This window comes from Caulobacter flavus, from assembly GCF_003722335.1.
In the GTDB taxonomy this organism is placed as follows: Bacteria; Pseudomonadota; Alphaproteobacteria; order Caulobacterales; family Caulobacteraceae; genus Caulobacter; species Caulobacter flavus.
In genome coordinates this window covers 4,583,586-4,606,324 of the sequence record NZ_CP026100.1, presented here as the reverse complement: position 1 = coordinate 4,606,324, position 22,739 = coordinate 4,583,586, and the positions used below count along the sequence as shown (strand labels likewise).

The 22,739-nt window shown below is 67.9% G+C and carries 21 protein-coding genes and 1 tRNA gene; 13 read left to right on the top strand and 9 right to left on the bottom strand.

The annotated features are described in order from the left end of the window. Nucleotides 1-235 precede the first annotated feature (235 nt). Nucleotides 236-1,198, top strand: a complete 963-nt coding sequence (locus C1707_RS20985) for a methyltransferase (protein WP_101714709.1) — start codon at nt 236-238, stop codon at nt 1,196-1,198. Here C1707_RS20985 and C1707_RS20980 read toward each other — a convergent pair. From C1707_RS20980 to C1707_RS20965, 3 genes are all read right to left on the bottom strand, one after another. After that, nucleotides 1,195-2,013 carry a cyanophycinase gene (locus C1707_RS20980; RefSeq protein WP_101714710.1) on the bottom strand — a complete coding sequence of 273 codons (819 nt, stop codon included), beginning with the start codon at nt 2,011-2,013 and terminating at the stop codon, nt 1,195-1,197. The two genes, C1707_RS20985 and C1707_RS20980, sit on opposite strands and share 4 nt — an antisense overlap. Then, the gene (gene cphA / locus C1707_RS20975; RefSeq protein WP_123170790.1) at nt 2,010-5,627 is read right to left on the bottom strand and encodes a cyanophycin synthetase; all 3,618 of its coding nucleotides are present in this window, start codon (nt 5,625-5,627) and stop codon (nt 2,010-2,012) included. The genes C1707_RS20980 and cphA overlap by 4 nt, the downstream gene beginning before the upstream one ends. A 517-nt stretch (nt 5,628-6,144) precedes the next feature. After that, nucleotides 6,145-6,918, bottom strand: coding sequence for an iron-containing redox enzyme family protein (locus tag C1707_RS20965; RefSeq protein ID WP_240633765.1), 774 nt, complete (start codon nt 6,916-6,918; stop codon nt 6,145-6,147). A gap of 543 nt (nt 6,919-7,461) precedes the next feature. Here C1707_RS20965 and C1707_RS20960 point away from each other — a divergent pair. After that, entirely contained in the window at nt 7,462-9,396 is a 1,935-nt protein-coding gene (locus C1707_RS20960; RefSeq protein ID WP_101714715.1) for an ATP-binding protein, read from the top strand. Between the two features lie 19 nt (nt 9,397-9,415). Here C1707_RS20960 and C1707_RS20955 read toward each other — a convergent pair whose 3' ends face one another. Both C1707_RS20955 and C1707_RS20950 read right to left on the bottom strand, forming a co-directional pair. After that, on the bottom strand, nt 9,416-10,264 hold the full coding sequence (locus C1707_RS20955; RefSeq protein ID WP_101714716.1) for an NAD(P)H-hydrate dehydratase: 849 nt from the start codon (nt 10,262-10,264) through the stop codon (nt 9,416-9,418). Beyond that, the gene (locus C1707_RS20950) at nt 10,261-11,025 is read right to left on the bottom strand and encodes a histidine phosphatase family protein (protein WP_101714717.1); all 765 of its coding nucleotides are present in this window, start codon (nt 11,023-11,025) and stop codon (nt 10,261-10,263) included. Before C1707_RS20950 ends, C1707_RS20955 begins: the two co-directional genes overlap by 4 nt. 397 nt (nt 11,026-11,422) lie before the next feature. Between C1707_RS20950 and trbB the strand changes: the two genes are divergently transcribed. The 11 genes from trbB to C1707_RS20895 all read left to right on the top strand — a co-directional run bounded on the left by trbB (nt 11,423) and on the right by C1707_RS20895 (nt 20,545). Beyond that, nucleotides 11,423-12,376 (top strand): P-type conjugative transfer ATPase TrbB, encoded by a 954-nt coding sequence (gene trbB / locus C1707_RS20945; protein WP_101714718.1) that lies wholly within the window; start codon nt 11,423-11,425, stop codon nt 12,374-12,376. 111 nt (nt 12,377-12,487) lie between these two features. After that, nucleotides 12,488-12,781, top strand: coding sequence for a TrbC/VirB2 family type IV secretion system protein (locus tag C1707_RS20940; RefSeq protein WP_240633983.1), 294 nt, complete (start codon nt 12,488-12,490; stop codon nt 12,779-12,781). Further along, complete coding sequence (locus C1707_RS20935; RefSeq protein WP_101714719.1) at nt 12,781-13,047, top strand: VirB3 family type IV secretion system protein; 267 nt, start codon at nt 12,781-12,783, stop codon at nt 13,045-13,047. The genes C1707_RS20940 and C1707_RS20935 overlap by 1 nt, the downstream gene beginning before the upstream one ends. A gap of 3 nt (nt 13,048-13,050) precedes the next feature. Beyond that, nucleotides 13,051-15,483 (top strand): conjugal transfer protein TrbE, encoded by a 2,433-nt coding sequence (trbE, locus tag C1707_RS20930; protein ID WP_101714720.1) that lies wholly within the window; start codon nt 13,051-13,053, stop codon nt 15,481-15,483. 3 nt (nt 15,484-15,486) lie between these two features. Next, entirely contained in the window at nt 15,487-16,185 is a 699-nt protein-coding gene (gene trbJ, locus C1707_RS20925) for a P-type conjugative transfer protein TrbJ (protein ID WP_101714721.1), read from the top strand. After that, a complete protein-coding gene (gene trbK-alt / locus C1707_RS20920; RefSeq protein ID WP_101714722.1) occupies nt 16,182-16,415 on the top strand; it encodes a putative entry exclusion protein TrbK-alt in 234 nt (77 codons plus the stop codon). The genes trbJ and trbK-alt overlap by 4 nt, the downstream gene beginning before the upstream one ends. Beyond that, nucleotides 16,412-17,707 (top strand): P-type conjugative transfer protein TrbL, encoded by a 1,296-nt coding sequence (gene trbL / locus C1707_RS20915; RefSeq protein ID WP_101714723.1) that lies wholly within the window; start codon nt 16,412-16,414, stop codon nt 17,705-17,707. The genes trbK-alt and trbL overlap by 4 nt, the downstream gene beginning before the upstream one ends. Nucleotides 17,708-17,710: 3 nt before the next feature. Then, on the top strand, nt 17,711-18,397 hold the full coding sequence (gene trbF / locus C1707_RS20910; RefSeq protein WP_101714724.1) for a conjugal transfer protein TrbF: 687 nt from the start codon (nt 17,711-17,713) through the stop codon (nt 18,395-18,397). Then, on the top strand, nt 18,394-19,173 hold the full coding sequence (trbG, locus tag C1707_RS20905; RefSeq protein ID WP_101714725.1) for a P-type conjugative transfer protein TrbG: 780 nt from the start codon (nt 18,394-18,396) through the stop codon (nt 19,171-19,173). Before trbF ends, trbG begins: the two co-directional genes overlap by 4 nt. Further along, entirely contained in the window at nt 19,170-20,324 is a 1,155-nt protein-coding gene (locus C1707_RS20900) for a TraB/TrbI/VirB10 family type IV secretion system protein (protein WP_101714726.1), read from the top strand. Before trbG ends, C1707_RS20900 begins: the two co-directional genes overlap by 4 nt. Continuing rightward, nucleotides 20,321-20,545, top strand: coding sequence for a DUF2274 domain-containing protein (locus C1707_RS20895; protein ID WP_101714727.1), 225 nt, complete (start codon nt 20,321-20,323; stop codon nt 20,543-20,545). The genes C1707_RS20900 and C1707_RS20895 overlap by 4 nt, the downstream gene beginning before the upstream one ends. A 6-nt stretch (nt 20,546-20,551) precedes the next feature. On the opposite strand, the gene C1707_RS20890 is transcribed toward C1707_RS20895, so the two are convergent. The 4 genes from C1707_RS20890 to gph all read right to left on the bottom strand — a co-directional run bounded on the left by C1707_RS20890 (nt 20,552) and on the right by gph (nt 22,709). After that, complete coding sequence (locus C1707_RS20890; protein ID WP_145998470.1) at nt 20,552-21,124, bottom strand: hypothetical protein; 573 nt, start codon at nt 21,122-21,124, stop codon at nt 20,552-20,554. Between the two features lie 36 nt (nt 21,125-21,160). Continuing rightward, nucleotides 21,161-21,565, bottom strand: a complete 405-nt coding sequence (locus tag C1707_RS20885) for a helix-turn-helix domain-containing protein (protein WP_101714729.1) — start codon at nt 21,563-21,565, stop codon at nt 21,161-21,163. 292 nt (nt 21,566-21,857) lie between these two features. Further along, nucleotides 21,858-21,932 (bottom strand) — tRNA-Val (locus C1707_RS20880). 51 nt (nt 21,933-21,983) lie between these two features. Continuing rightward, nucleotides 21,984-22,709: a phosphoglycolate phosphatase gene (gene gph / locus C1707_RS20875; protein WP_101714730.1), complete on the bottom strand. Its 726-nt coding sequence runs from the start codon at nt 22,707-22,709 to the stop codon at nt 21,984-21,986. Nucleotides 22,710-22,739: the final 30 nt, after the last annotated feature.

Here is a 22,739-nt window from a genome sequence, read left to right as displayed (position 1 = left end):
GCCAAGCTGGCTGGCGCCGCTCTTGTCACTCTCACCTAGCGAGTGGCAAGGCCGGGCTCGCCGCGCCCGGCACGACGGCTCCGCCCGTAAGCTTCGCCTTTGTGGCCGTATCCCGAGCACTAGGGAGCCTGTGCACAAACGATGACTTGATGTGGGAACCGGCCGCCGGCCGCCAAGTTGCGACACCGGTGTGCGCGGCGACAGAGCGTGGCGCGGCGCCGACAAGGAGCATCAGATGAAATTTGACGGCGGGACGTCGGGTGGAGCCGAAGCGGAGACCAAGGCCCAGGCATTGCTGGCCCTGCTGGCCGCTCTTGAGGCAAGCGGCTATGACTTCGTCACACCCACGCCTTCGGTCAGTCGCCGTGGTTTGGGAAAGGCTGTCGGGCCGTCAGCGGGACTGCGCGCAATCTTCGGCTGGAGCCGACCGTTCGCGCGCAGCGATCTTGACCCGACCTTCCTGTCGCTCCTGGAGCGCGCGGGCATGCTGCTCGAGGAAGGCGAGCTTTGCCGCAGCGCCGTACGTGTTTCCCGCCTGGCCAAGATGCTCTTTCTGCACTCGGCTTTCCCGGCGACCGGTCGGGATGCGGTATTTCTGGGGCCCGACTCCTATCGCTTCGCCCGCTTCATCGCTCAGGCGACCACCGACCGACGAGCGGGATCGATCGCCGAGATCGGCTGTGGGGCGGGCGTCGGCGGCCTCGTCGCCGCACGCTTGCACTTGGGCGGGCGCCTGGATCTCGGCGACATCAATCCCGCGGCCTTGGAACTGGCGCAGAGCAACGCCGCCAATGCCGGGATCAAGGCCCGGATCTGCCAGAGCGATGGCATGAGCCGCTTGGACGGCCCCTACGATCTCATCGTCGCAAACCCGCCCTATGTCGCCGGCGCTTCAGGCCGGACTTACAAGGACGGGGGCGACATGCACGGCGCGCGCATGGCGCTCGACTGGGCCGGGCAAGCCGCCGAGCGCCTGACGCCGGGCGGCAGGTTCGTCCTCTACACCGGCAGCGCCATTCTGGATGGCGGCGCCGACGTGCTTGGCGCAGCCCTGGAGAACTTGGCGGCGGGCTTTGGCTATCGCCTGACCTACGAGGAAATCGATCCGGACATTTTCAGCGGCGAACTGCGCCGTGAAGCCTATACCGATGTTGAACGGATCGCCGCCGTTGGGGCGGTTCTTGAGCGCCCGGCCTAGTTGAGCGACTCGGGTTGTCCGATGGGCCGACGGGTTTGCAGGTCCAGGCCATCGCCATGGGCCAACACATGCAGTCGGACATCGAAGATCGATAGAGCCCGCTCGGCCCGTGCTTCGGCGATATTGGACGCGCTGACGCCCTGGGCGTCGATGACGTAGACCCCGCCGCTGCCAATTACCGTGAACGCGTCGCCTTCAAGTACGATGGCGGTGTCTTCGTCGATGCCGACGCCCAGCACGCGCGGACTCTGGGCCACCGCGCCGAGTAGCCGGCCTATCCGGCCACGTTCGGCGAAGTGCTGGTCGATGATTGTGTCGCGCACCAGCCCAAGACCCGGCGCCATCTGCAGATCGCCGATCCGATGGGTCTCGGCGCTGGAGCCCCGCACCAACATTGTGTCGCTCATCACCGAAGCCCCGGCCGAGGTTCCGGCCAGTACGCCGCCGCTGCGCCAGATCTCACGGATGCGCCCCTCGATCGGCGTGTCGCCGATCTGGCTGCTGATCCGCAGCTGATCTCCGCCCGAGAAAAACACACCGGCCGCGCCGTCGAGCAGACCCAGCTTCTTGGTGTCATGGGTCTCGGCCCGGTCCTCGATATACAGCTCGACCAGGTCGGTGACGCCGAGCGATCCAAACGCTTTCTGATAGGTCTCGAAATAGCCTTCCGGCGCGTGGGAGGCGATGGTCGCTAGCACAAGGCGGCCCCCTTTCAGGCGCTCGGCGACGGTCTTCAGGATGGCCTTGTCGCCCTCCTTGTCTTCGTGGCCGCCGATGATGATCAAGGGACCCCCGGCGTTTACCCGATCGATCATGCGCTGTCCTCTTGAGGGTCTTCGTCGCGGTTGATGAAGGCGTGGGGTGGCTGCCCGGCGCTGGCGTAGGCGACGGCGAACTGGGCGCTGGTGTGGCCCCAGCCGATGCGGCCGTCGGCGTCGATGACGACAAGCCCGGCCTCGCCGCCAACCCGCCCCAGACGTGCGAGGGCGGCGTCGATCGCCGCGCCCGGCGCGACGCTCTCGAGGCTGTGCATCAGGCGGGCGGCCAAGGTGGTGCGGATCAGGCTCTCGCCCTCGCCGGACAGTGACACGCCCCCGACCTGGTTGTCGGCGTAGAGACCACAGCCCGGCAGAGGGCTGTCCCCGACGCGGCCGGGATGACAGCCGGTCAGGCCGCCGGTCGATGTTCCCGCGGCGATATTGCCAAGGCTGTCCAGCGCCACGCACCCGACAGTGTCGCAGCCTGGATCACCCCGCCGGTCGACAAGCAGATCGGCAGGGGCGCAGAACTCGGCGTCATGTTCGCGACCGAACATCTCGGCCCCGTCGCCGACCAGCAGGACTGGAGTCTGCGACAGCATCGTCGCGGCGACCGAAATGGGATGGCGCAGGGTCTTGACCGCTGCGACGGCGCCCACCGCAAGGCTCGCCCCGTCCATGATCGCCGCGTCGAGTTCGATGTCCCCGCGGGCGTTACGGACCGCGCCGTAACCGGCATTGAAGGTAGCGTCGTCCTCCAAGGCGCGCACGCTCATTTCGACGGCGACCACTGCGCTGCCGCCGGCCTCCAGGACCGCCTGGCCCACCGCAAGGGCGCGCAGGCAGCCGTCTCGATGGGCTTGATGAAGTTCGGGGGCGATCGGTTTGGCTCCGCCATGGACGATGATCGCCCAAGCGCGCCGGTTTGCGACTTCAGACATGGGCGATGCCTGCCTGCCTGGGGGGACGGGGGGGGCTGCCCGCGATGGCTGGAACAGCGTCACCTGGCGCCATACCGCATCGACGTCGGTGGGAAAGACAAGCACGAGGTCGCCGGGTCGAGCCATGTGGAGAGCTCTTTCGACCGCGCTCGCCTCGTTGAGGATGCGGTGGATCCGCTCGGGGGCGAAGCCGGCGCTCATCGCTCCGTCTGTCAACAAGGACAGCACCGAGCCGACGGGGCGACCCCGACCGTCCGGGCGCTCCCTGAAGATCAGTTCGTCGAACATCTCCGCAGCGATGACGCCCATGTCCAGGATGTCCTCGTCGCGACGGTCGCCTGGAATACTGACCACCCCGATGACCCGTCCTACGCTGGGACGCAGCTGGCGGACCAACTGGCTCATGGCCCGCATGGCGGCGGGATTATGGGCATAATCGACGATGACCCTGAAGCCATGCCCGTCGTGGACATTGAAGCGGCCCGGGTTTTCAGCGTGGGATGAGGTGAAGGCGCGCAGCGCCTTGGCGATCACCTCGGGGGCGGCGCCCAGGGCATGGCCGGCCAGGCTCGCGGCCAGCGCATTGGCGATGTTGAAACGCGCCATGCCGTTCAGCGTCGAGGGCAATTCGTCGGCCTGAACCAGCGGCAGGCGCCGCCCCTTGTCGTAGAGCACCAGTTCGCCGCCGCGCACAGAGGCCTCCAGCGAGGCCAGAAGGCCGCCCTCGGCGATGTGCTTTTGCAAGAACGCACTCAGTTCGAAGCCGCCGTTCAAGGTGAAGTAGCCGAGACGGCCTCCGGCATGGCGCGCCATGAGCAAGGTCAAAGGGTCGTCCGCGTTGAGGACGCTGACGCCGCGCCGGGAGACTGCCTCGGCGACGATCGACTTGACCGCCGCCAGGTCTTCCAACGTGTCGATCCCCTTCAAACCCAGATGATCGGCGGCGACATTCAGGACGATCCCGACATCGCAGCGGTCGAAGGCCAGGCCCTCGCGCGGCATCCCGCCGCGCGCGGTCTCCAGGACCGCCACCTCCACCGTTGGATCGCGCAAGACCATGCGCGCGCTTTTCGGGCCGCTGGCGTCAGCCGCAAGGATCCGCTCGTCATTGACGTAGACGTCGCTGGTGTTGGTCAGGCCCACGGTCTTGCCCATCTCGCGAACGATCCGGGAGACCATCCGCACCACGGTCGATTTGCCGTTGGTACCGGTCACCGCGACGATGGGGATGCGGCTGCGGCGTCCGGGAGGAAAGAGTTCGGCCATCACGGCCTTGGCGACATCGCGCGCCTGACCTTCCGAGGGCTCGAGGTGCATGCGAAAGCCTGGCGCGGCGTTGATCTCGACGATGCCCCCGCCGGTTTCGCGCACCGAGCGGCTGATTTCGGGCGCCATGAAATCAATGCCCGCGACGTCCAGGCCTATGGTGAGGGCGGCGCGGCAGGCGATGGCGGCGTTGTCGGGATGGATTTCATCGGTGCGATCGATGGCCGTGCCGCCCGTCGACAGGTTGGCGGTGGCCCGCAGCGGTACGACGGCGCCGGCCGATGGTACGTCCGTCAGCGACAGTCCCGCGCGGCTCAGCATCTCTTGGACCTGGTCGTCGACGACAATGCGGGTCATGACCTGCTCGTGGCCGGCCCCGCGCCGCGGGTCCTGGTTCACGGTCTCGATCAGCTGCGCGACCGTGCTCTGGCCATCGCCGATCACCCGCGCCGGAACGCGCTCGGCGACAGCGACGAGGTTTCCGCCCACCACCAGGATCCGGTAGTCGCGGCCGACATACTGCTCTTCGACGATCACGCGGCGACTGTGCTTGATCGCCTGCTCATAGCCCCAGCGAACCTTCTCGGGGCTGTCGAGACTCAGGCTCACGCCGCGGCCATGGTTGCCGTTCAGAGGTTTGGTGACGACAGGACCCTTGATCCGCCCGGCCTGGCTCAGGGCCTCCTCCAGCGTGCGCACGACCGCGCCGCGCGGCGCGGGAAGACCCGCTGCGGCGAGCAGGGCCTTGGTGAGGGCCTTGTCGCCGGCGGTCTCGACGGCGATGTGGCTGGTCTGACCGGTGATGCTGGCGCGGATCAGCTTGCGCCGGGCTCCCCATCCGAGCTGGATCAGACTCTGATCGTCCAAGCGCTGGGCAGGGATACCCCGTCGTCGAGCCTCCTCCACAAGGGAGCGGGTGGTGGGCCCGAGGGCTTCGCGCTTGGCGATCGTCCGGAGCTGAGCCAGGGCGAGGTTGAGGTCGAAGAGGGGAGGGGTCCACTCGCCAAGGCCCGGCGCGATCATCCCCAAGCCCTCAACTCCCTGCAGATGTCTGGGCAGCAGGCTGTTGACGAGTTCGACGGCGGCGCGTCCGGCGGCGCGGCCCAAGCTTTCACCTTGGTAGGCGTAGAGGATGTTGTAGACGCCAGGCCGACCTTTTACCGATCGCGTCTTGCCGCGCCCAAGCTCGACGCCAGCCAGCTTCTGAAGCTCAAGAGCGACGTGCTCGATCACATGCCCTAACCAAGTGCCCTCGCGCATCCGCAGCAGTAGTCCGCCCGGCGTCTTGTAGGAACAGCCGTGAGCCTGCAGGCCGGGGAGGACAAGGAGGAGGCGGTCGGTAAAGCCACGAATGCGGTTGGTCGGCCAGGCTTCCAGCGGCCCAAGGTCCAGCTGAATTCGCACCATGGGCCGCTGGCTATAGAGATGGGGACCTCGATAGGTCGCCGTTTCGAGAACACGCATGACTTCAAGCCGCCTTCGTGGGCCGTCCGAGACTAGGGTTCGACAGGGGCGCAGCCGCTAGCCCGATAATGTCGCGGATAACCAGAGCGGCGGCCTGCTTGCGGTTCAAGGCCACGCCGTGGGCGCGAAGCTGGCCATCGAGCCCGAACGTGCGCCACACCCACTGATTGCCCGGGACTGGCGCGATAGAGAAACGAACCATCCGTTCGGTCGAGGACGACGCACCTTCGGTCAAGGCCGACATCTCGATAGGGGCGGGGTTTCTTCGGATCGCCATCATGACGGCGCTCCGAGCGCATATGGGAAATCGAAGGTTTTGACCTCCAGCGCGCCATGGGCGGCGAGCGCTGAGGGAGCGCGGTGACCATGTCGTTCAGACCGCCAGGCCCGCGCGCGCGATTGAGACCGCCAGACCGTGCGCCAACGCTCAGAGGCGACAATGACTGCGCCGAGGCTTGCGACCTTCGCCCGCCGGCTCCCGGGGTAAGGCGCGATCTTGAAACCGCCGGACATGAACTCACTCCGCCGCATGGACGAGAGGAGCGGTATGGGTCCACAGATGCGCGCGGTAGGTCTCAAAGCACTGCTCACCGCAGATCAGCCGCATCATGGCGCCTTCGGCGATGAAACGCGCCCGCGAGGGATCCTCCGAAACCAGCGGGATCAGGGCTTCGGAGTTCCAGGCCTTGGAGTGCTCCACGTCCAGGTGCGCGTGAAGCGCGAAATACTTTCGGGCCTCTGGCGCCACCCCGACGCGCGTGAGGCCAGCGTCGACGCATGAAACCCGCGTCGGTGCTGTCAGCTCGACGACGCCCAGGGCGCCGATCGAATGCCAGGCATATCGCCGGGTGGTGGCGAAGGCCGTCATAGTGTTGGCCAGGCAGAGCGACTGCCAGAGCGTCGTGTCGATGGTGGGCGTGAGGCCAAGGCTCGCGGTCGTGCGGGAAAGCATCGGCCCATGCATGCCCTTGGCGCTGCCCCGGCCCATCTCGTCCCAGTAATTGCGGGCCAGCTCGAGCTTGGCGCGATCGGGAATCTTGACCTGGGTCAGGGCCACGAGATCCTCGAATCCCGCCTCGCCAGCTGCTTCTTGGGTCAGGAACCACTTGATGTCCTCTAGGGTGGCGACGCCTTGCAGCCAGTCAAACAGCGGATCCCACTGGCCGGGGCCATTGGCCTTAAGCGCCTCAAACCACGCAACGAAGGCTTGCGCATCGATGGGTGCTGCCTCGACAAGCGGGGCGACGTGCGCGCGGAAAGCTTCGATGAAGTCACCCTCCAGCCGCTTCATATCGCGCTCTTCATCGAGTTGCTTCCGCCAGCCTTGGCTTGGCGCAGACGGCGATAGGCGACGATGGTTCCAATGAGCCAAGCCCCGGTGGACCGCCTCTGCGTCAGGAAACTGGGGGCCGAAGGCGCCCAGGCGCGAAAGTCGCTCGCCACCAATCATGAAGGCTACTCCACTGGTTGACGGAGGTATGGCTGCGGCGCGGTGCGCATTTCCAAGTAGCCTCCCTCGTTGCATCCGACCGCTTTGAAGCGGCGAGCAGCAAGAACGAGGTCTTCTATCGACCGTTCCAACGTCTGATCGCCGACCAAACGCCGCGCGGCGCGTGAATCCTTAGCGTTACAAGCCAATTGCGCACCGCGGCGGAGGAAAGACCGTGTCATTTGATGCTGCCGCGCCCGCTTGTCGGTGCATCGGCCCAAGAGGGAACGGTGAGAACATCAGTGGGTTGTTGAAGCGACGCTCATGCGCCGAATGGCTGCATATCGCGTCGCAGTTCCCTCCGCTTCCCACCTCTAAGATGCGCGCAGCGCGGCCGGAACGATCATGGCCATTCATTTCGACCGACTGGATGTTGGCGGCGCGGGCAACCTCGCCGAGGTTCTGGAAGTCAGCCCCGACTGCGTGAAAATTCTCGACCTTTCGGGTCACATCCGATCGATCAATACGGCGGGGTGTCGCTTCCTTGCTCAATCTAGCAAAGCGCTCGAGGGGCGCCCGTGGTTGGACTTCTTGCCCGAGCATGTGCGCAAGGCAGCCTGGGACGCGGTCGTCGGCGCGGCGCGAGGCGCGACCCTCCGACTCTCCACGCCTTGCCAGACGCCAGGCGGCACGCGTCACTGTGACCTGACCGTCTCGCCGCTGCGCGATCCTGGTGGGGCGGTCGTGGCGATCCTGGCCATCACGCGCGATGTCACAGACCTCGTCCAGGGGCGGCTGGCGGCCGAGCAAAGCGCGCGCGACATGGCGCGTCAGTCGGCGGCCCTTCGCGCTGCGGGCCTCGTCGCCAAACTCGGAGCCTGGGAGATCGACTATGCAAGGGCCGAGATCTTCTGGTCCGACGAGATTTGGACGCTGTTGGGTCTGACGCCGCGAAAGCTTGCGCTCGACGACGCCGCAGCGGTGTTCACTGGAGATAACCGCGAGCAACTCAGAGCCGCCATGCTGGCCTGTCGATCGACCGGCGAGCCTTTCGCGCTGGACCTTCCGGTCGCTCGCGCCGACCAGTCGATTTTCTGGGTGCGCATTTTCGGTGAGAAGGACGTCGCGGCCGACGTCTTACGCGGCGCGGTGCAGGATATCACCGCTCAGCGGTCGGCAGAGGCTGAGCTGGTGGCTGCTCGCGATGCGGCCCAGGCGGCCAGCGCGGCGCAGAGCGCGTTCCTGGCCAATGTCTCTCACGAAATCCGCACGCCGCTCCATGGCATACTGGGCATGGCCCAGGTCATGGAAACCGAAGTTCCCACAGCCCTGCAGCGCGAGCGTCTCACCGTCATTCGGCAGTCAGGGGAAACGCTCATGGCTCTCCTGAACGACATACTCGACCTGTCGAAGATCGAGGCGGGCCGGCTTGAGCTGCGCGACCGGGAATTTGATCTGGCCGCGGCCATCGGCGCAGCGTGCGCGCCGTTCCGCTACCTGGCGGCAGAACGTGATCTCGGCCTGGACGTCGTCCTGGATGCTACGGCCATCGGACGCTGGCGCGGCGACGAACTTCGGCTCCGGCAGGTCGTAGGCAACCTGGTCTCCAACGCCGTGAAGTTTACCCAGGCCGGAGAGATTTCCGTGACGGCCTGGGCCACGGACGAAAGCCTTCACGTTGCGGTCAGCGACACGGGGCCGGGCATCTTTCCGGGAGAGATCGACAAGCTGTTCGACAAGTTCAGCCAGGGCCGCGCAGCGTCGATGGTTTCGAAGGGAACTGGACTGGGGCTCGCGATCAGCCGTGAACTGGCCCAGCTCATGGGCGGGGACATCACCGTTGAGAGCGTGCTGGGTCGGGGCTCGACCTTTGAGATCAGGGTTCCATTCAAGCGGAGCATGCTTGATCCCGCGACACTACCCGCCGAGCCACGCCTCGAACCGGCCGAACCCGTCGAACCGCTGCGGGTGCTGGCCGCGGAAGACAACCCGACCAATCAGCTGATCCTGCGATCGATGCTGGCGCCGTTGGGCGCGCAGCTACGGGTCGTTGGCGACGGCGTCGAGGCGGTGCAGGCCTTCCAGGCTGAAGCGTTCGACGTCATCCTGATGGATATCCAGATGCCGATGCTGAACGGGGTGGATGCGACAAAGAAGATCCGGGCCTGGGAAATCGAGCACGGCCGAAATCCCACGCCGATCATCGCCCTGTCGGCCAACGTCATGGCTCATCAGGTCGAAGCCTATCTTCTGGCGGGTATCGACGACGTGGTCGAAAAGCCAATCGACCTGGCGCGTCTCTACAGGGCGCTCGAGGTCGCCGGCGAGCGCGCCATCTGACCACCCTACGCGAGCGTTGTCAGAAACTTGAGAGTATTGATGGCGCTTCGGTGGAAATTTCGCGGGCGAGGTAGCCTAGCCGACCAATGCGGCTCGCCAATCTGGCTCCGGCTTCCCCATGGAGGAAGACGCCCCAGGCCGCAGCGTCGAATGGGCAAGCGCCTCGCGCCAGCAGCCCGACGATGAGACCGGCCAGGACGTCGCCCGAGCCCGAGACGCCCAGACCTGGACCGCCGCCCGCATAGCGCCCGGCCCGCCCGTCGGGATGAATGACATGGGTGGTTGCTCCCTTCGCCACCACGACCGCCCCGAAGCGCTCGGCCGCCTGTGTCCCAGCCGCGAGCGGATCGGCCTCCACCTTCTCGCGCGACACGCCCAGCAACCCGGCCATCTCTCCTGCATTGGGCGTCAGGATCCTTGCCGAACGCGGTGGCGCATCCGTCACGGCCTTCAAGGCTCCAGCGTCGACGACAATAGCCTGCGAAGCCGCGAGCAGTCCCGCGGCCAGGCCGGAGTCGTCGTCCATCATGCCGGGCCCGACGAGCAAGGCGTCGCAATGCCCGGCCTGCTCGGTCAGCCGCGTCCAGTGTCCCCGAGCCGAGTCTGGGCCGTCGCGAGGCAGTGACAGGACACGCGCTTCGGGCAGAGCGACGCTGAGCGCCGCCACTGCGTCCTGAGCGACAGCCAGCTGTAACTTACCTGCACCAGCCCGCAGGGCGGCCACGCCCGCCAACATCGCCGCTCCGGCCAACTCCACCTCTCCGCCCACCACGAGCACCTGTCCACGCCCGTCCTTCCCCGAGCCGCCCGGATCGGGAAGGGGGTGCTCGCGCATCCATGCCGCGTCCAGCGCTTCGATCGCCGTCATCGCGCAGCCACATTGGCGTCGGGAGCGGCTGTAACCGGAGCGTCCTGCCCCTCCAGCGGAGCGGTGAAGTTATACTTCTCGAGAACCAGCGCGCCGTCCGGACCGCTCTCGCGGTCGAAGCGGTACTGGGTGACCCCGCAGTTGGCGATGTCGGCCTGACTATCGATCTTGAGGATCTGATCCTCGGTCAGGCCCTCCAACAAATAGCGCAGGCACAGGACGACGACCTGATGGGCCACAATCAGAACCCGGTCGCCGGCGTGATGCAGGCTCAACGTGTCGAGCAGGCTGCGAAGACGCAGGATGACGTCGCACCAGCTCTCGCCGCCCGGCGGGCGATGGTAGAACTTGCCAAGCAGTCGGCGAAACTCGGCTTGTTCGGGAAACTGGGCCTCGATGCCGCGCCGAGTCAGTCGATCCAGAATGCCGAACTCCTTCTCACGCAGGCGCTCGTCGACGCAAAACTTGCGCTCGGGTGACGAAAGGCCCCCAGCGTCGCGGATTTCCTGGCTGGTCTGAACGGCGCGCAGGTAGGGCGAGGCCATCAGGGTGCAGGGCCGCTCATCGCTCGCCTTGTTGGCGAACCAACGGCCCAAGGCCTGGGCCTGCTGGCGCCCGAGGGCGCTCAGCGGGACGTCCATGTCGCGGTCAGCGATATCGATGTGAGTCAAGCCGGCCGCGTCAGCCGCGTCGCGCGCGACATTGCCGGCGCTCTGGCCATGGCGGACGATCCAAAGTCGGGCGGGCCAAAGCTGTTCCATGCCATGCGCAACTCCCGGAGCGGATGCTTGGTTCGCCGCCTACAGCAGGCGCGGCAAATCGACCGGGCAAGCCATCAAGCTGCCGGATCGCCCCCGCAACGCCCGATGAGACCGCAGAGCGCGCGAGGCAGGAAATCAGGCGCCGCCAGGCGAAAGTCGGGCTGGGGCGTCCGCCTCGTCCTCCGCCGGACAAAGTTTCCCGAGCCAGGGATGCGCCCAGCAACCCGCGGCGCCAGGCGCTCCGCCAGCTAGGAGATAGAGGCGAACTCTCTGGTTCGGCGCCGAGGTCGTCGCGGGCGGTTCTTTTTCTTTCCCGCCGTTTCCGCGACCGATTTGGCTGTTGAGATCGCTCTGACCGCGGTCTTCTTACTCGTCCTCGTCATCCTCGGGGACCGTCATGAACCAGCCCGACATCGCCGCCGAACCTGCCCGCAGCCGGCGTATGCTGCGCTCGGCCCTGGGGCCGCTGCTGCTGGCGCGTCTGGAGGATCCGGGCGTGGCCGAACTGATGGTCAATCCCGACGGCCGGGTTTGGCTGGACCGGTTCGACGCGGGCCTCGTCGACGCGGAGCTCGTCGTAGCGCCCGCCGACGCCGAGCGGATCCTTCGCCTCGTCGCCCATCACGTCGACGCCGAGGTCCATGCCGGCCGGCCGCGGCTGTCGGCGGAGCTTCCCGGCACGGGCGAGCGCTTCGAGGGGCTCATGCCGCCTCTGGTGGCCGCGCCGTCGTTCTCCATCCGCAAGCCCGCCCGCCAGGTCTTCGGCCTGGACGACTATGTGCGCACCGGGGTGATGAGCGCGCAGCAGTGCGAGGTTTTGGCCGCTGCCGTCGTCGATCGGCGCAACATCCTGGTCGCCGGCCCGACCTCGAGCGGCAAGACCACCTTGGTCAACGCCTTGCTGGCCAAGGTGGCCGAGGGGCATGACCGGGTGGTGCTCTGCGAGGACCTGCGCGAGCTGCAGTGCGCCGCGCCCAATCTGGTGGCCATGCGCACGCTCGACGACGTCGTCAGCCTGGCCGATCTCGTCCGTTCGACCCTGCGGCTGCGACCCGACCGCATCATCATCGGCGAGGTGCGGGGCGGCGAGGCCCTCGACCTGATCAAGGCCTGGGGGACGGGACACCCCGGCGGGATCGGCACCCTGCACGCCGGCTCGGCCTTGGGCGCGCTGCTGCGCCTGGAGCAACTGATCCAGGAGGCGGTGGTCACCGTGCCGCGGGGCCTGATCGCGCAGACCATCGACCTGATCGCCGTCCTGGCCGGCCGCGGCCGACAGCGACGCCTGATCGAACTTGCACGCCTGGAGGGCCAGGCGCCCGACGGCGCCTACCAGCTCAGCCCCGCCTGAGACTTCGGCCCTAACCCCTTAAATCTGAAGGAGATTGGTCTCGTGCCCACGAGCCTTGCCCTGCCGCGCGCCTATAGGCCCCGGCGACCGCTGCCGCGCGTCCGCAACTGGATCTTCGCCGGCCTCACCTCGACCCTGACCCTGCTGTCGGCGCAAGCCTACGCGGCCGGTTCCTCCATGCCCTGGGAAGCTCCGCTCGAGAAGATCCTGGAGTCGATCGAAGGCCCCGTCGCCAAGATCATCGCCGTCGTCATCATCATCATGACCGGCCTGGCCCTGGCCTTCGGCGACAGCACCGGCGGCACCCGGCGGCTGATCCAGATCGTCTTCGGGCTCTCGATCGCGTTCGCCGCGTCGAGCTTCTTTTTGTCGTTCTTCAGCTTCGGCGGCGGGGCGCTGATCTGATGGCCGGCGATCGCGCGTGGACTTTCGCCGCGCCCGTCCATCGGGCGCTCACCGAACCAGTACTGCTGGCGGGCGCGCCACGCGCGATCGCCCTGGTCAACGGCACGCTCGCCGCTGGCCTGGGCGTTGGCCTTCGGCTCTGGATCGTCGGCCTGGCGATCGGTCTGGTCGGGCACGGGCTCGCCGTCTGGGCCGCCCGGCACGATCCGCTGATCTTCGAGGTGGGCAAGCGGCATGTCCGACTGCCCGCCCGGCTGGAGGCCTGAGCCATGCTCGACCTCCGTGAATATGCCAATCGCCCCGAGAGGCTCGTCGACTACCTGCCCTGGGCGGCCCTGGTCGCGCCTGGCGTGGTGCTGAACAAGGACGGCTCCTTCCAGCGTACCGCCGAGTTTCGCGGGCCGGATCTGGACTCCGCCAGTCCTGAAGAGGTCGCCGTGGTCGCGGCTCGGATCAACAATGTCCTGCGCCGGCTGGGCTCGGGCTGGGCCATGTTCGTCGAGGCCCGCCGCGATCCGGCCCAGGACTATCCCGAAAGCGTCTTTCCCGACGGGGTCTCGGCGCTGGTCGATATCGAGCGACGCGCTGCTTTCCAGGAGGAGGGCGCGCATTTCGAGAGCCGCTACTACCTGACGCTGCTCTATCTGCCGCCGCCCGAGCGCACCGGACGCCTGGCGGACCTCTTCATCGAGGGGCGAAGCGGCGAGGGCGCCGATTGGCGGTCCGAACTGGCCGGCTTCGTCGAGCGCACCAACCGGGTGCTGGCCCTCATAGAAGGCCTGATGCCCAAGGCCCTCTGGCTCGATGACGCGGAAACTTTGACCTTCCTGCATGGCGCGGTCTCCACGCGCCGCCAGGGGCTCGCTGTTCCCGACACCCCCATGCATCTGGACGCGCTGCTGGCCAGCGAGTCCCTCGATGGCGGCCTGGAGCCGCGTCTTGGCGGCGCGCATCTGCGCGTTTTGACCCTCGTCGGGTTTCCAAGCCGGACCACCCCCGGGCTCCTGGACGAGCTCAATCGCCTGGCCATCGCCTATCGCTGGACCAGCCGGGCGATCTTCCTGGACAAAACCGAGGCCCAGGGCCTGCTGACCAAGATCCGGCGGCAGTGGTTCGCCAAGCGCAAGTCCATCTTCGCGCTCCTGCAGGAGGCCCTGACCCAGCAGCCGGCCGCCCTGGTCGACAACGACGCGTCAAACAAGGCTCAGGAGGCGGATCAGGCCTTGCAGGACCTGGGCGAGGACGCGGTCGCCTACGCCTATGTCACGGCCAATGTCGTGGTCTGGGACGAGGATCCGGCGCGCGCCGACGCCAAGCTGGCCCTGGCCGAGAAGGTCATCGCCGCCCGGGACTTCACCGTCATCCGCGAGCGGGTGGGCGCGGTCGAGGCCTGGCTTGGGACTTTGCCGGGCAACCCTTACGCCAACGTCCGCCAGCCGCCGCTTTCGTCGCTGAATCTAGCCCACATGGCGCCGCTATCGGCGGTTTGGGCCGGGCCCGAGCGCAACGCGCACCTGGACGGTCCGCCCCTGCTGATGGCCCGGACCGAGGGCTCCACGCCCTTTCGGCTTTCGCTACATGTCGGCGATGTCGGACACACCCTGATCGTGGGGCCCACGGGCGCTGGCAAGAGCACGCTGCTGGCGCTGATGGCGCTGCAGTTTCGTCGCTATCCGGGCGCCCGGGTTTTCGCCTTCGACTTCGGCGCGTCCATTCGGGCGGCGGCGCTCGGCATGGGCGGGGCCTTCCACGATCTTGGCGGGGTGTTGCGCGAGAGCGGCCGGCCGGCGGTGGCCCTGCAGCCCCTGGCCCGGATCGACGAGGAGAGCGAGCGAATCTGGGCGGCCGGCTGGCTGGCGGCGATCCTGGCGCGCGAGGGCGTCAGCGTCGGGCCGACCGAGCGCGAGCACCTGTGGTCGGCTCTGGCGAGCCTGGCCAGCGCCCCCGACGAGGAGCGGACGCTCACGGGCCTGTGCGCCTTGCTTGCCAGCCTGGAGCTCAAGCGCGCCCTGGCCCCGTATTGCCTGGGCGGCCCCTGGGGCCGGCTCCTGGACGCCGACCACGAGTGGCTCGACGATGAGCCGATCGAGGCCTTCGAGACGGAAGGACTGCTGGGCACGACCGCCGCGCCGGCGGTGCTGGCCTATCTCTTCCACCGTATCGAACGTCGCCTCGACGGCGCGCCGACCCTGATCCTGATCGACGAAGGCTGGCTGGCGCTCGACGACCCGGCGTTCGGCGCCCAACTGCAGACCTGGCTGGGCACGGTTCGCAAGAAGAACGGCTCGGTCGTTCTGACGACCCTGTCTCTGGTCCAGATCGAGCGGAGCGCCGTGGCCCATGCGGTCATCGAGCTCTGCCTGACACGGATCTTCCTGCCCAACGCCTGGGCGCTCGATCCGGTCGGGGCCGCAGCCTACCACCGGTTTGGCCTCAACGCCCGCCAGACCGAGCTGATCGCCCGCGCCGCGCCCAAGCGCGACTACTACGTCCAGTCCCGGGCCGGCGAGCGGCTCTTTGAGCTGGGACTGGGCCCTGTCGCCCTGGCCTTCGTCGGCGCCGCGTCCAAGTCCGATCAAGCCGTGATGGCCGCGATCCTGGCGGAGCATCCGCGCGAAGGGTTCGCACAGGCCTGGCTACGCGCCCGGGGCCTTGGCTGGGCCGCCGACCTCCTTCCTAACCTCAAGCTTAGCGGAGATTGATCGATGATCCCTCAGCGACGACGCCTGCTCATGGCGATGAGCCTTGTCCTTGCCGCTCCGGCCGGGCCGGTCCTGGCCCAACTGGCGGTCTGGGATCCCACCAACTACGTCCAGAACGTCCTGCAGGCCGCACGCGCCTTGCAGCAGGTCAACAACCAGATCACCTCGCTTCAGAACGAGGCGCAGATGCTGATCGCCCAGGCCAAGAACCTGGCGAGCCTGCCCTACTCGACTCTTTCGGTGCTGCAGGCCCAGGTCGCCCGGACCAAGGCGCTCCTCGCCGAGGCCCAGAAGCTGGCCTACGACGTCGCCGATATCCAGAAGGCGTTCACTCAGAACTATGGGTCGGTCAGCCTTTCGACCTCGAACGCCGATCTCGTCGCCCGGGCCGACAGCCGCTGGGCGACCTCGGTGGCCAGCTTCGAGGACGCGCTGAAGGTCCAGGCCGGCATCGTCGCCAGCCTCGACGCCGACTCCACCCAGATGGCCGCGCTGGTCGAGGCCAGCCAAGGCGCAAGCGGCGCCCTGGCGGCGGCCCAGGCCGGCAACCAGCTCCTTGCGCTTCAAGCCCAGCAACTGCAGCAGCTGACAGCGGTCATCGCCGCGCAAGGCCGGGCCGAAGCGCTTGAGGCGGCCGATCGGGCCGCGGCCCGTGCGGACGCCAAGGCAAGGTTCGCCCGCTTCATGGGCAAGAGCCAATGAGGCCGGTGATCGCCTGGAGTCTGGCCGCCTGGATGGTCCTGATCGCCGCGGCGATGGCCGGCCAAGCCGCCAGCAGGGCCACGCCAAAGGCCAAGTCTGCGGTCCAGCGCACAGTGGACGCCGATCTCGCCCGCTGCCGCAACGCGGGGGAGGCTGCCGCCCAGGACGAGCGCTGCCAGGCGGCTTGGCGCGGCGCACGCGCTCGCTTTTTCGGGAGGCCGGCGGCATGAACGACACCGGCTTCGTCGACACCTTCTTCGACACCTTCTCCAATTATATCGATAGCGGCTTTGGCCTGCTGGGACCGCATGTCGGCGCCCTGGCCAACCTGCTGCTGGCCATCGACGTCACCCTGGCGGCCCTCATGTGGAGCCTGGCTTCGGGCGAGGACGTCCTGGCCCGGCTGATCCGCAAGGTGATCTATGTCGGGTTCTTCGCCTACCTCATCGGAAATTTCCAAGCCCTCTCGACCATCGTCCTGACCAGCTTCACCAAGCTTGGACTGACAGCGGCCGGCGCCGGGGTCTCGGCCGAAGAGATGCTGCGGCCAGGCAAGCTGGCGGCGCTGGGCGTTTCGGCCGGCAAGCCTCTCTTGGAGGCGGCGGCCGATCTTTCCGGCTGGCCGGGCGTCTTCGAAAACCTCGTCCAGATCGTCGTCCTGCTCCTGGCCTTCGTCCTGGTGATCGTGGCGTTCTTCATCGTCGCGGTGCAGGTCTTCGTCGTCCTCATTGAGTTCAAGCTGGCGACCCTGATGGGCTTCGTGCTCGTGCCGTTCGGCCTGTTCGGGCGCACCGCCTTCCTGGCCGAAAAGGTGCTGGGCGAGGTCCTGGCGACCGGCGTCAAGGTCATGGCCCTGGCCGCGGTCGTCGGCATCGGCGCGACGATCTTCCAACAGATGACGGCCACCTGGACCTATGGTCAGCCGACGCTCGACCAGCTCCTGGCCCTGATCCTCGCGAGCATGGTGCTGCTGGGCCTGTCGATCTTCTGCCCGGCCATGGCGTCGGGTCTGATCTCCGGTGCGCCGCAACTGGGCGCGGGCGCGGCGGTCGGCACGGGGCTCACCGTCGGCGGCATGGCCGTGGCCGGTGTCGCCGCCGCCCAGATGGCGACAGGCGCGGGTGCGGGTCTTGCCGCCCGGGCGGCCATGGCCGGCGGAGCAGGCGGATCGGCCGGCGGCATGGGCGGACCATCGCCTACTCCGCCGCCCGGACCTTCCGGTTCGCCGTCGTCACCTTCCTCGCCATCCTCGCCGCCGTCCGGCTCTGCCGCGGCCACGCCCGGCGCTTCGGGGGGATCCTCGTCCGCTGCAGGCGGGCAGGGCGGCTCGGGCGGCGGCGGGGCGCCGACCGCGCCGGCGTCAGCCCCCGGTCTGGGCGCCTCGGCCGACGAGGCGCCGCAATGGGCCCGCGACCTCAAGAAACGCCAGGACCTGGCCCATGGCGCGAGCCTGGTGGCGCACGGCCTGGCCAGTGGCGACGACCACAGCGCCGGCGCTTCCCCTTCGCTTTCGGAGACTTGATCCATGAACCCGTTCAAGGGCGCGCCGCGATATGCCCGCACGCCGCCGCCAGAGACTCCCTACCAGCGCGCCGCCCAAGCCTGGGACGACCGCATCGGCTCGGCCCGCGTCCAAGCCGCCAACTGGCGCCTGATGGCGCTCGGGCTGCTTGGCCTCAGCGGGGGGCTGGCCGGCGCCCTGGCCTGGCTGGCCGCGCAAGGCACGGTCACGCCGTGGGTCGTGCAGGTCGATCGCCTGGGCCAAGTCCAGGCCGTCGGACCCGCTACCAAGGGCTACACGCCGACCGACTTCGAGATCCGCTCCAGCCTGGGGCGCTTCATCAAGGACGTTCGGTCGGTGTCCAGCGACGGGGTGGTGGTCGGCAAGGCCTGGGATCGAGCCTACGCCTATGTCGTCGGTGATGCGGCCAACTTCATCACCCAGTACGCCGCCACCAGCGACCTGAAGGCCCAGATCGGCCGCTCCCCTGTCGATGTAGACATCGTCAGCGTGCTGCGGGAGTCGCCCAAGAGCTTCCGAGCGACCTGGACCGAGCGGCGCTATGCCGACGGCAAGCTTCAGGCCACCGAGCGTTGGACCGCGCTGCTGACCGTGGAGATCCACAAACCCACCACCGATCAGGAAGTCCTGGCTAACGGCCTTGGCCTGAAGATCACGGCCATCAACTGGTCGCGGGAGTACGTCCAATGACCCGTCTTGTCCTGGCCCTGGCCGTCATGGCCATGGCTTCGGCCGCTCACGCCGCCCGGCCCGCAGCCGAGCCGCAATCGAGCCCGCCGGTCGAGTATCCGTTCGATCCGGCCGGAATCTATCCGCTGGTCGCCGCGCCCGGTCGCATCACAGACATCGTGCTGGAACCGGGCGAGGCCCTGGCGGCCAACAACCCGATCGCCGCCGGCGACACCGCCCGCTGGATCATCGGTGATACCGCAAGCGGGGAGGGGGAGGGACGCCGCGTCCATGTCCTGGTCAAGCCAACGGCGGCGAACCTCTCTACCAACCTGGTGATCAATACTGACCGGCGCACCTATCTGATCGACGTGCGCGCCTCGAGCCGCGGCTTCCTCAGCCAAGTCCGCTGGCGCTACCCCAAGCCGCCCGCAGCGCCAAGGGCCGCGGCGACGCTGGTTGCGGCCAGCTCCATCGCGCCATCGCCGGCCGTCCCGGTCGTCCTCAATTACGGCTACCGGATCTCGGGCTGGGCGCGGCTTCGGCCCGAACGGGTCTGGGACGATGGCAAGGCGATCTTCATCGCCTTCAGGCCCGCGGTCTCAATGGCCGACCTGCCGCCGCTCTTCGCCGTAGGCGCCGACGGCAAGACCTCCGAGCTGGTCAACTATCGCGTCGAGGGGCGCGTGCTCATCGTCGATCGGCTAGCCGAGCGGCTGGAACTGCGGCTGGGTCTTCGCGAGCTGGCGCGGCGTGTGCGGATCGAGCGCCTGCCGAGCAAGGAGGCCGCGCGATGACTGCGACGCCTCCCAATCCCGAGCGCGAGGCCATCGCCAAGCGTCTGCGCCTGCGCGGCTCCGCCGGACCCGTGGCCCGTGTTTCGCGTCCGGCGCTGATCGCCGTCAGCGCCGTGCTGTCGATTGGGCTCGCCGGAGCGATCGGCTGGTCGCTTATGGCCAAGCCCAAGGCGCCGCCGCCGGCGCCGCCAGCTGCGCCGCCAGCGCCGCCCGAGAAGCTGTCCTCCCTGCCCAAGGACTATCTGACGCGGGGCGACACCCCGGTCCTTGGACCGCCCTTGCCCGGGGACCTGGGGCGGCCGATCCTCAGCGCCAGGTCGGATGAGGCCGTCTCGCAGCTCCCGTCACCTTCGCCCGCCCCAGCGGCTATACCGGTCAGAGCCGCCGATCCCGATCTGGAGATGCGGCAAGCCGCCTTGCGGTCAGCCAGGGCCAGCGGGCTGTTCCTGAAAGTGGACACGTCGACGGCCGCAAGTCCCCAGGCCTCAATCGCCGCGGGCTCGAGCACGGGCGCAGCTGCGCCTTCCCCTCAGGCCGATCCCAGGACCACGAGCTCCGAACGGCTACAGCCGCCGGCTTCGCCCTACGTCCTTCAGGCCGGGGCGATCATTCCGGCGGCCTTGGTGACCGGATTGCGCTCCGACGCGGCCGGGCTGGCGATCGCTCAGGTCACCCAGGACGTTTATGACAGCTTGGGCGGAGGCCACCGCCTTATCCCTTCGGGATCGCGGCTCATCGGTCAGTACGACACCGCCACGGTTGATGGCCAAAGCCGGCTTGGCGTGGCCTGGATCCGACTGATCCTTCCTTCAGGCCGCTCGATCGTGCTAGACAAGCTGCCGGCCGCCGATCCTCAAGGCATGGCCGGCCTGCAGGACGGGGTGGATCGCCACTGGGGGCGCATCTGGGCCGCCGCGGCGCTCAGCACCGTCATCTCGGTCGGCTCCGAAGCCGGTTCGAGCAGCGACGATGATCTCACCCGCGCGGTGCGCCGGGGCGTCAGCGGCGCGGCCAGCGACGCCGGCCAGCAGGCCGTCGGCAAGAGCTTGGCGCTGACGCCGACCCTGACCATCCGGCCCGGCGCCACGCTGCGGGTCCTGCTCTCCAAGGACCTGGTGCTCGAACCCTATGACGAAGGGGTCCGGCCATGAGCAAATTGAAGCTTGGGCCGATCGAGGACGACACCCCCGTCAAGCTCACCCTGGATCTGCCGGCGGCGTTGCACCGGGAGCTTCTCGAATACGCCAAGGCGATGGCGGCCGAGCACGGCGGCAAGACCGTAGAGCCGGCCAAACTGATCCCGCCCATGCTCGCCCATTTCATGGGGTCGGATCGCGGCTTCAATCGAAATCGACGCCCACGGGGCGGCTGAGCGGCGTCATCCCGAAGGCCGAACTGTCTGACTGCCTTTGGCCGCCGCGCTCCGGGCGCGGCGGCCTCTCTGTTTGACAGGTGGGGTGAGGACCACGCCTTCCAGGCCGTGTCCGAAGAGGTGGCGGACGGGCGCGTGGATGGCCCTGGCGACATTGGGGTTGGCGCGTATCGCCGCGAGCCAGGCGGCAGCGTCGCCAGGCGAGGCATGAAACGTGGACAGCCGATAGTCGACGTCGCCGGCCACACGTTGGGCGGCGAAGACGGCGCAGTCGTCGATCAATCCGTCCTCAAAGCGCGCGATGGTTTCCAGCGTAAGGACGCCCAGCTTCACCCAGGCCGTGAATTGGTGAGGGCGGCCGCCGCTCAGTGGATTGATCGTGGTGATGGTTCTTGCCCGGCCCGCGACGCGAAGGCGGGAAAGGCGCTGGCTGAACGTCGTCTTGGCGATGTGGAGCACCTGCAGGATGTCTTGGATTCGCCCATTCGCGCGAACCGCCGCCGCCTGCAGTTTGGCGTCGTGAATGTCGATGCGATCGCTTACCGCCCTTCGACGTGCGCCCTCGGATGTGGAGTCCATCCTTGCGTCCCCCGACAGCGATGACGCCGCCATTCGCTAGGCGGCTTGCTGGTCGGAGCCCTCGGCCATTGCCGCCACCAGGGCGGCCAGCTGACGTCGATGTCTGGGCTTCAGCGCCTGAAAGTGAAGGGCCAGGCTCCGCCCCTCCCGTGACGAGAGGAAGCTGTCGACGGTCAGGTCGCGCGTGATCGCCGCTTGATCTGCGGCGTCACCGGTCAGCCCCTCGAAGAACCAGCTAACAGGCGTGCCGAGGGCGCAGGCGACCGCGTAGATCCTGGAGGCGCTGATGCGGTTGGCGCCGCGCTCGTACTTCTGGACCTGCTGGAAGGTGACGCCGATCGCGTGGGCCAGCACGTCCTGGCTCTTGTCGGCCAGCAGGCGGCGCTGGCGGATGCGCGCGCCGACATGAACATCGACGGCATTGGGCGTTGGCTTCGTCACGCAGAGCGTCTCCAGTTTACTCTGGTCGAGACGTTCCAGGCGCGGACGCCGGATGGCGTTGGCCGAAAATATTTCTGGATCGTGCAGGGCGATGCGTTGGGGACGCGCCTGGATCGCAAGCTTGGGCCGTTAGCGACCGCGGATCAGGGAGCTAGCCGCTCCGCTCAGGAACGCCGAGGCCATTCTGGCAAGTAACTGGCAAGCACGCCGTTTTTGAGCGGAAAATGCCCGTGAGGCGCTTCCGTTCGCGCTTCGGCGAGCTTGTAATTAGCTGATTTTGTTGAAGAAGTGATGGTGGATGCTGCAGGGATTGAACCTGCGACCCCCTCGGTGTGAACGAGGTGCTCTCCCGCTGAGCTAAGCATCCGCCGTGTGGGCCAGGCCTTCCGAAGAAGTCCCCGCCGCGAGAGGAAGGGGGCTATAGACCGCTCTTTTCCGCGCCGCAAGAGGTCAAAAGCGAGATTGCGGCCTCAGGGACCTCGGAAAAGCGATCTATCAACAGATCTCCGCCGAGGGTCTCGACCGGGGCTTCGGTGTAGCCGAACGAGACCAGCAGGGCCGGGACCTTGGCGGCCTTGGCGCTGAGCACGTCGTTGATGCTGTCGCCGACCATCACCGCGCGGGCCGGGTCACCGCCCACCGCCGCGATCGCCGCCAGCACGTGGCGCGGGTCGGGCTTGGGAGCGGGAGCGTCGTCGGCTCCGACCACGGCGTCGAAGAATCGCGTCAGGTCGACGGCGTCCAGCAGGGCCACTGACAGGTGCGTCAGCTTGTTGGTGCAGACGACGAGCCGGGCGCCGGCCGCCTTCAGCGCCGCCAGCGTCTCGACCACGCCTTCGAACGGCGCGCTCTCGTGGGCGATGCGGCCCAGGTAGATGGCGATGAAACGCTCGACCAGCCTGGGCGCGCGATCGGCGTCCAGCGGCGCGCCGGCGGCGGCGAAACCGCGCTCCAGCAGCGCCTTGGCCCCGCGACCGACCATCTTGCGCACGTCGTCGAAGGGCAGGGCGGGCAGGCCCTCCTCGGCGAGGATGGTGTTCAGCGCGCCCACGAGGTCCGGCGCGGTGTCGACCAGGGTGCCGTCGAGATCGAAGGCGATCGTGCTGTCCCGCAGGACGAGTTCTTGGGCGTGCGAAAGAGACATGCTCTGGCCTTTCGGCTAAAGGCGCGGCTA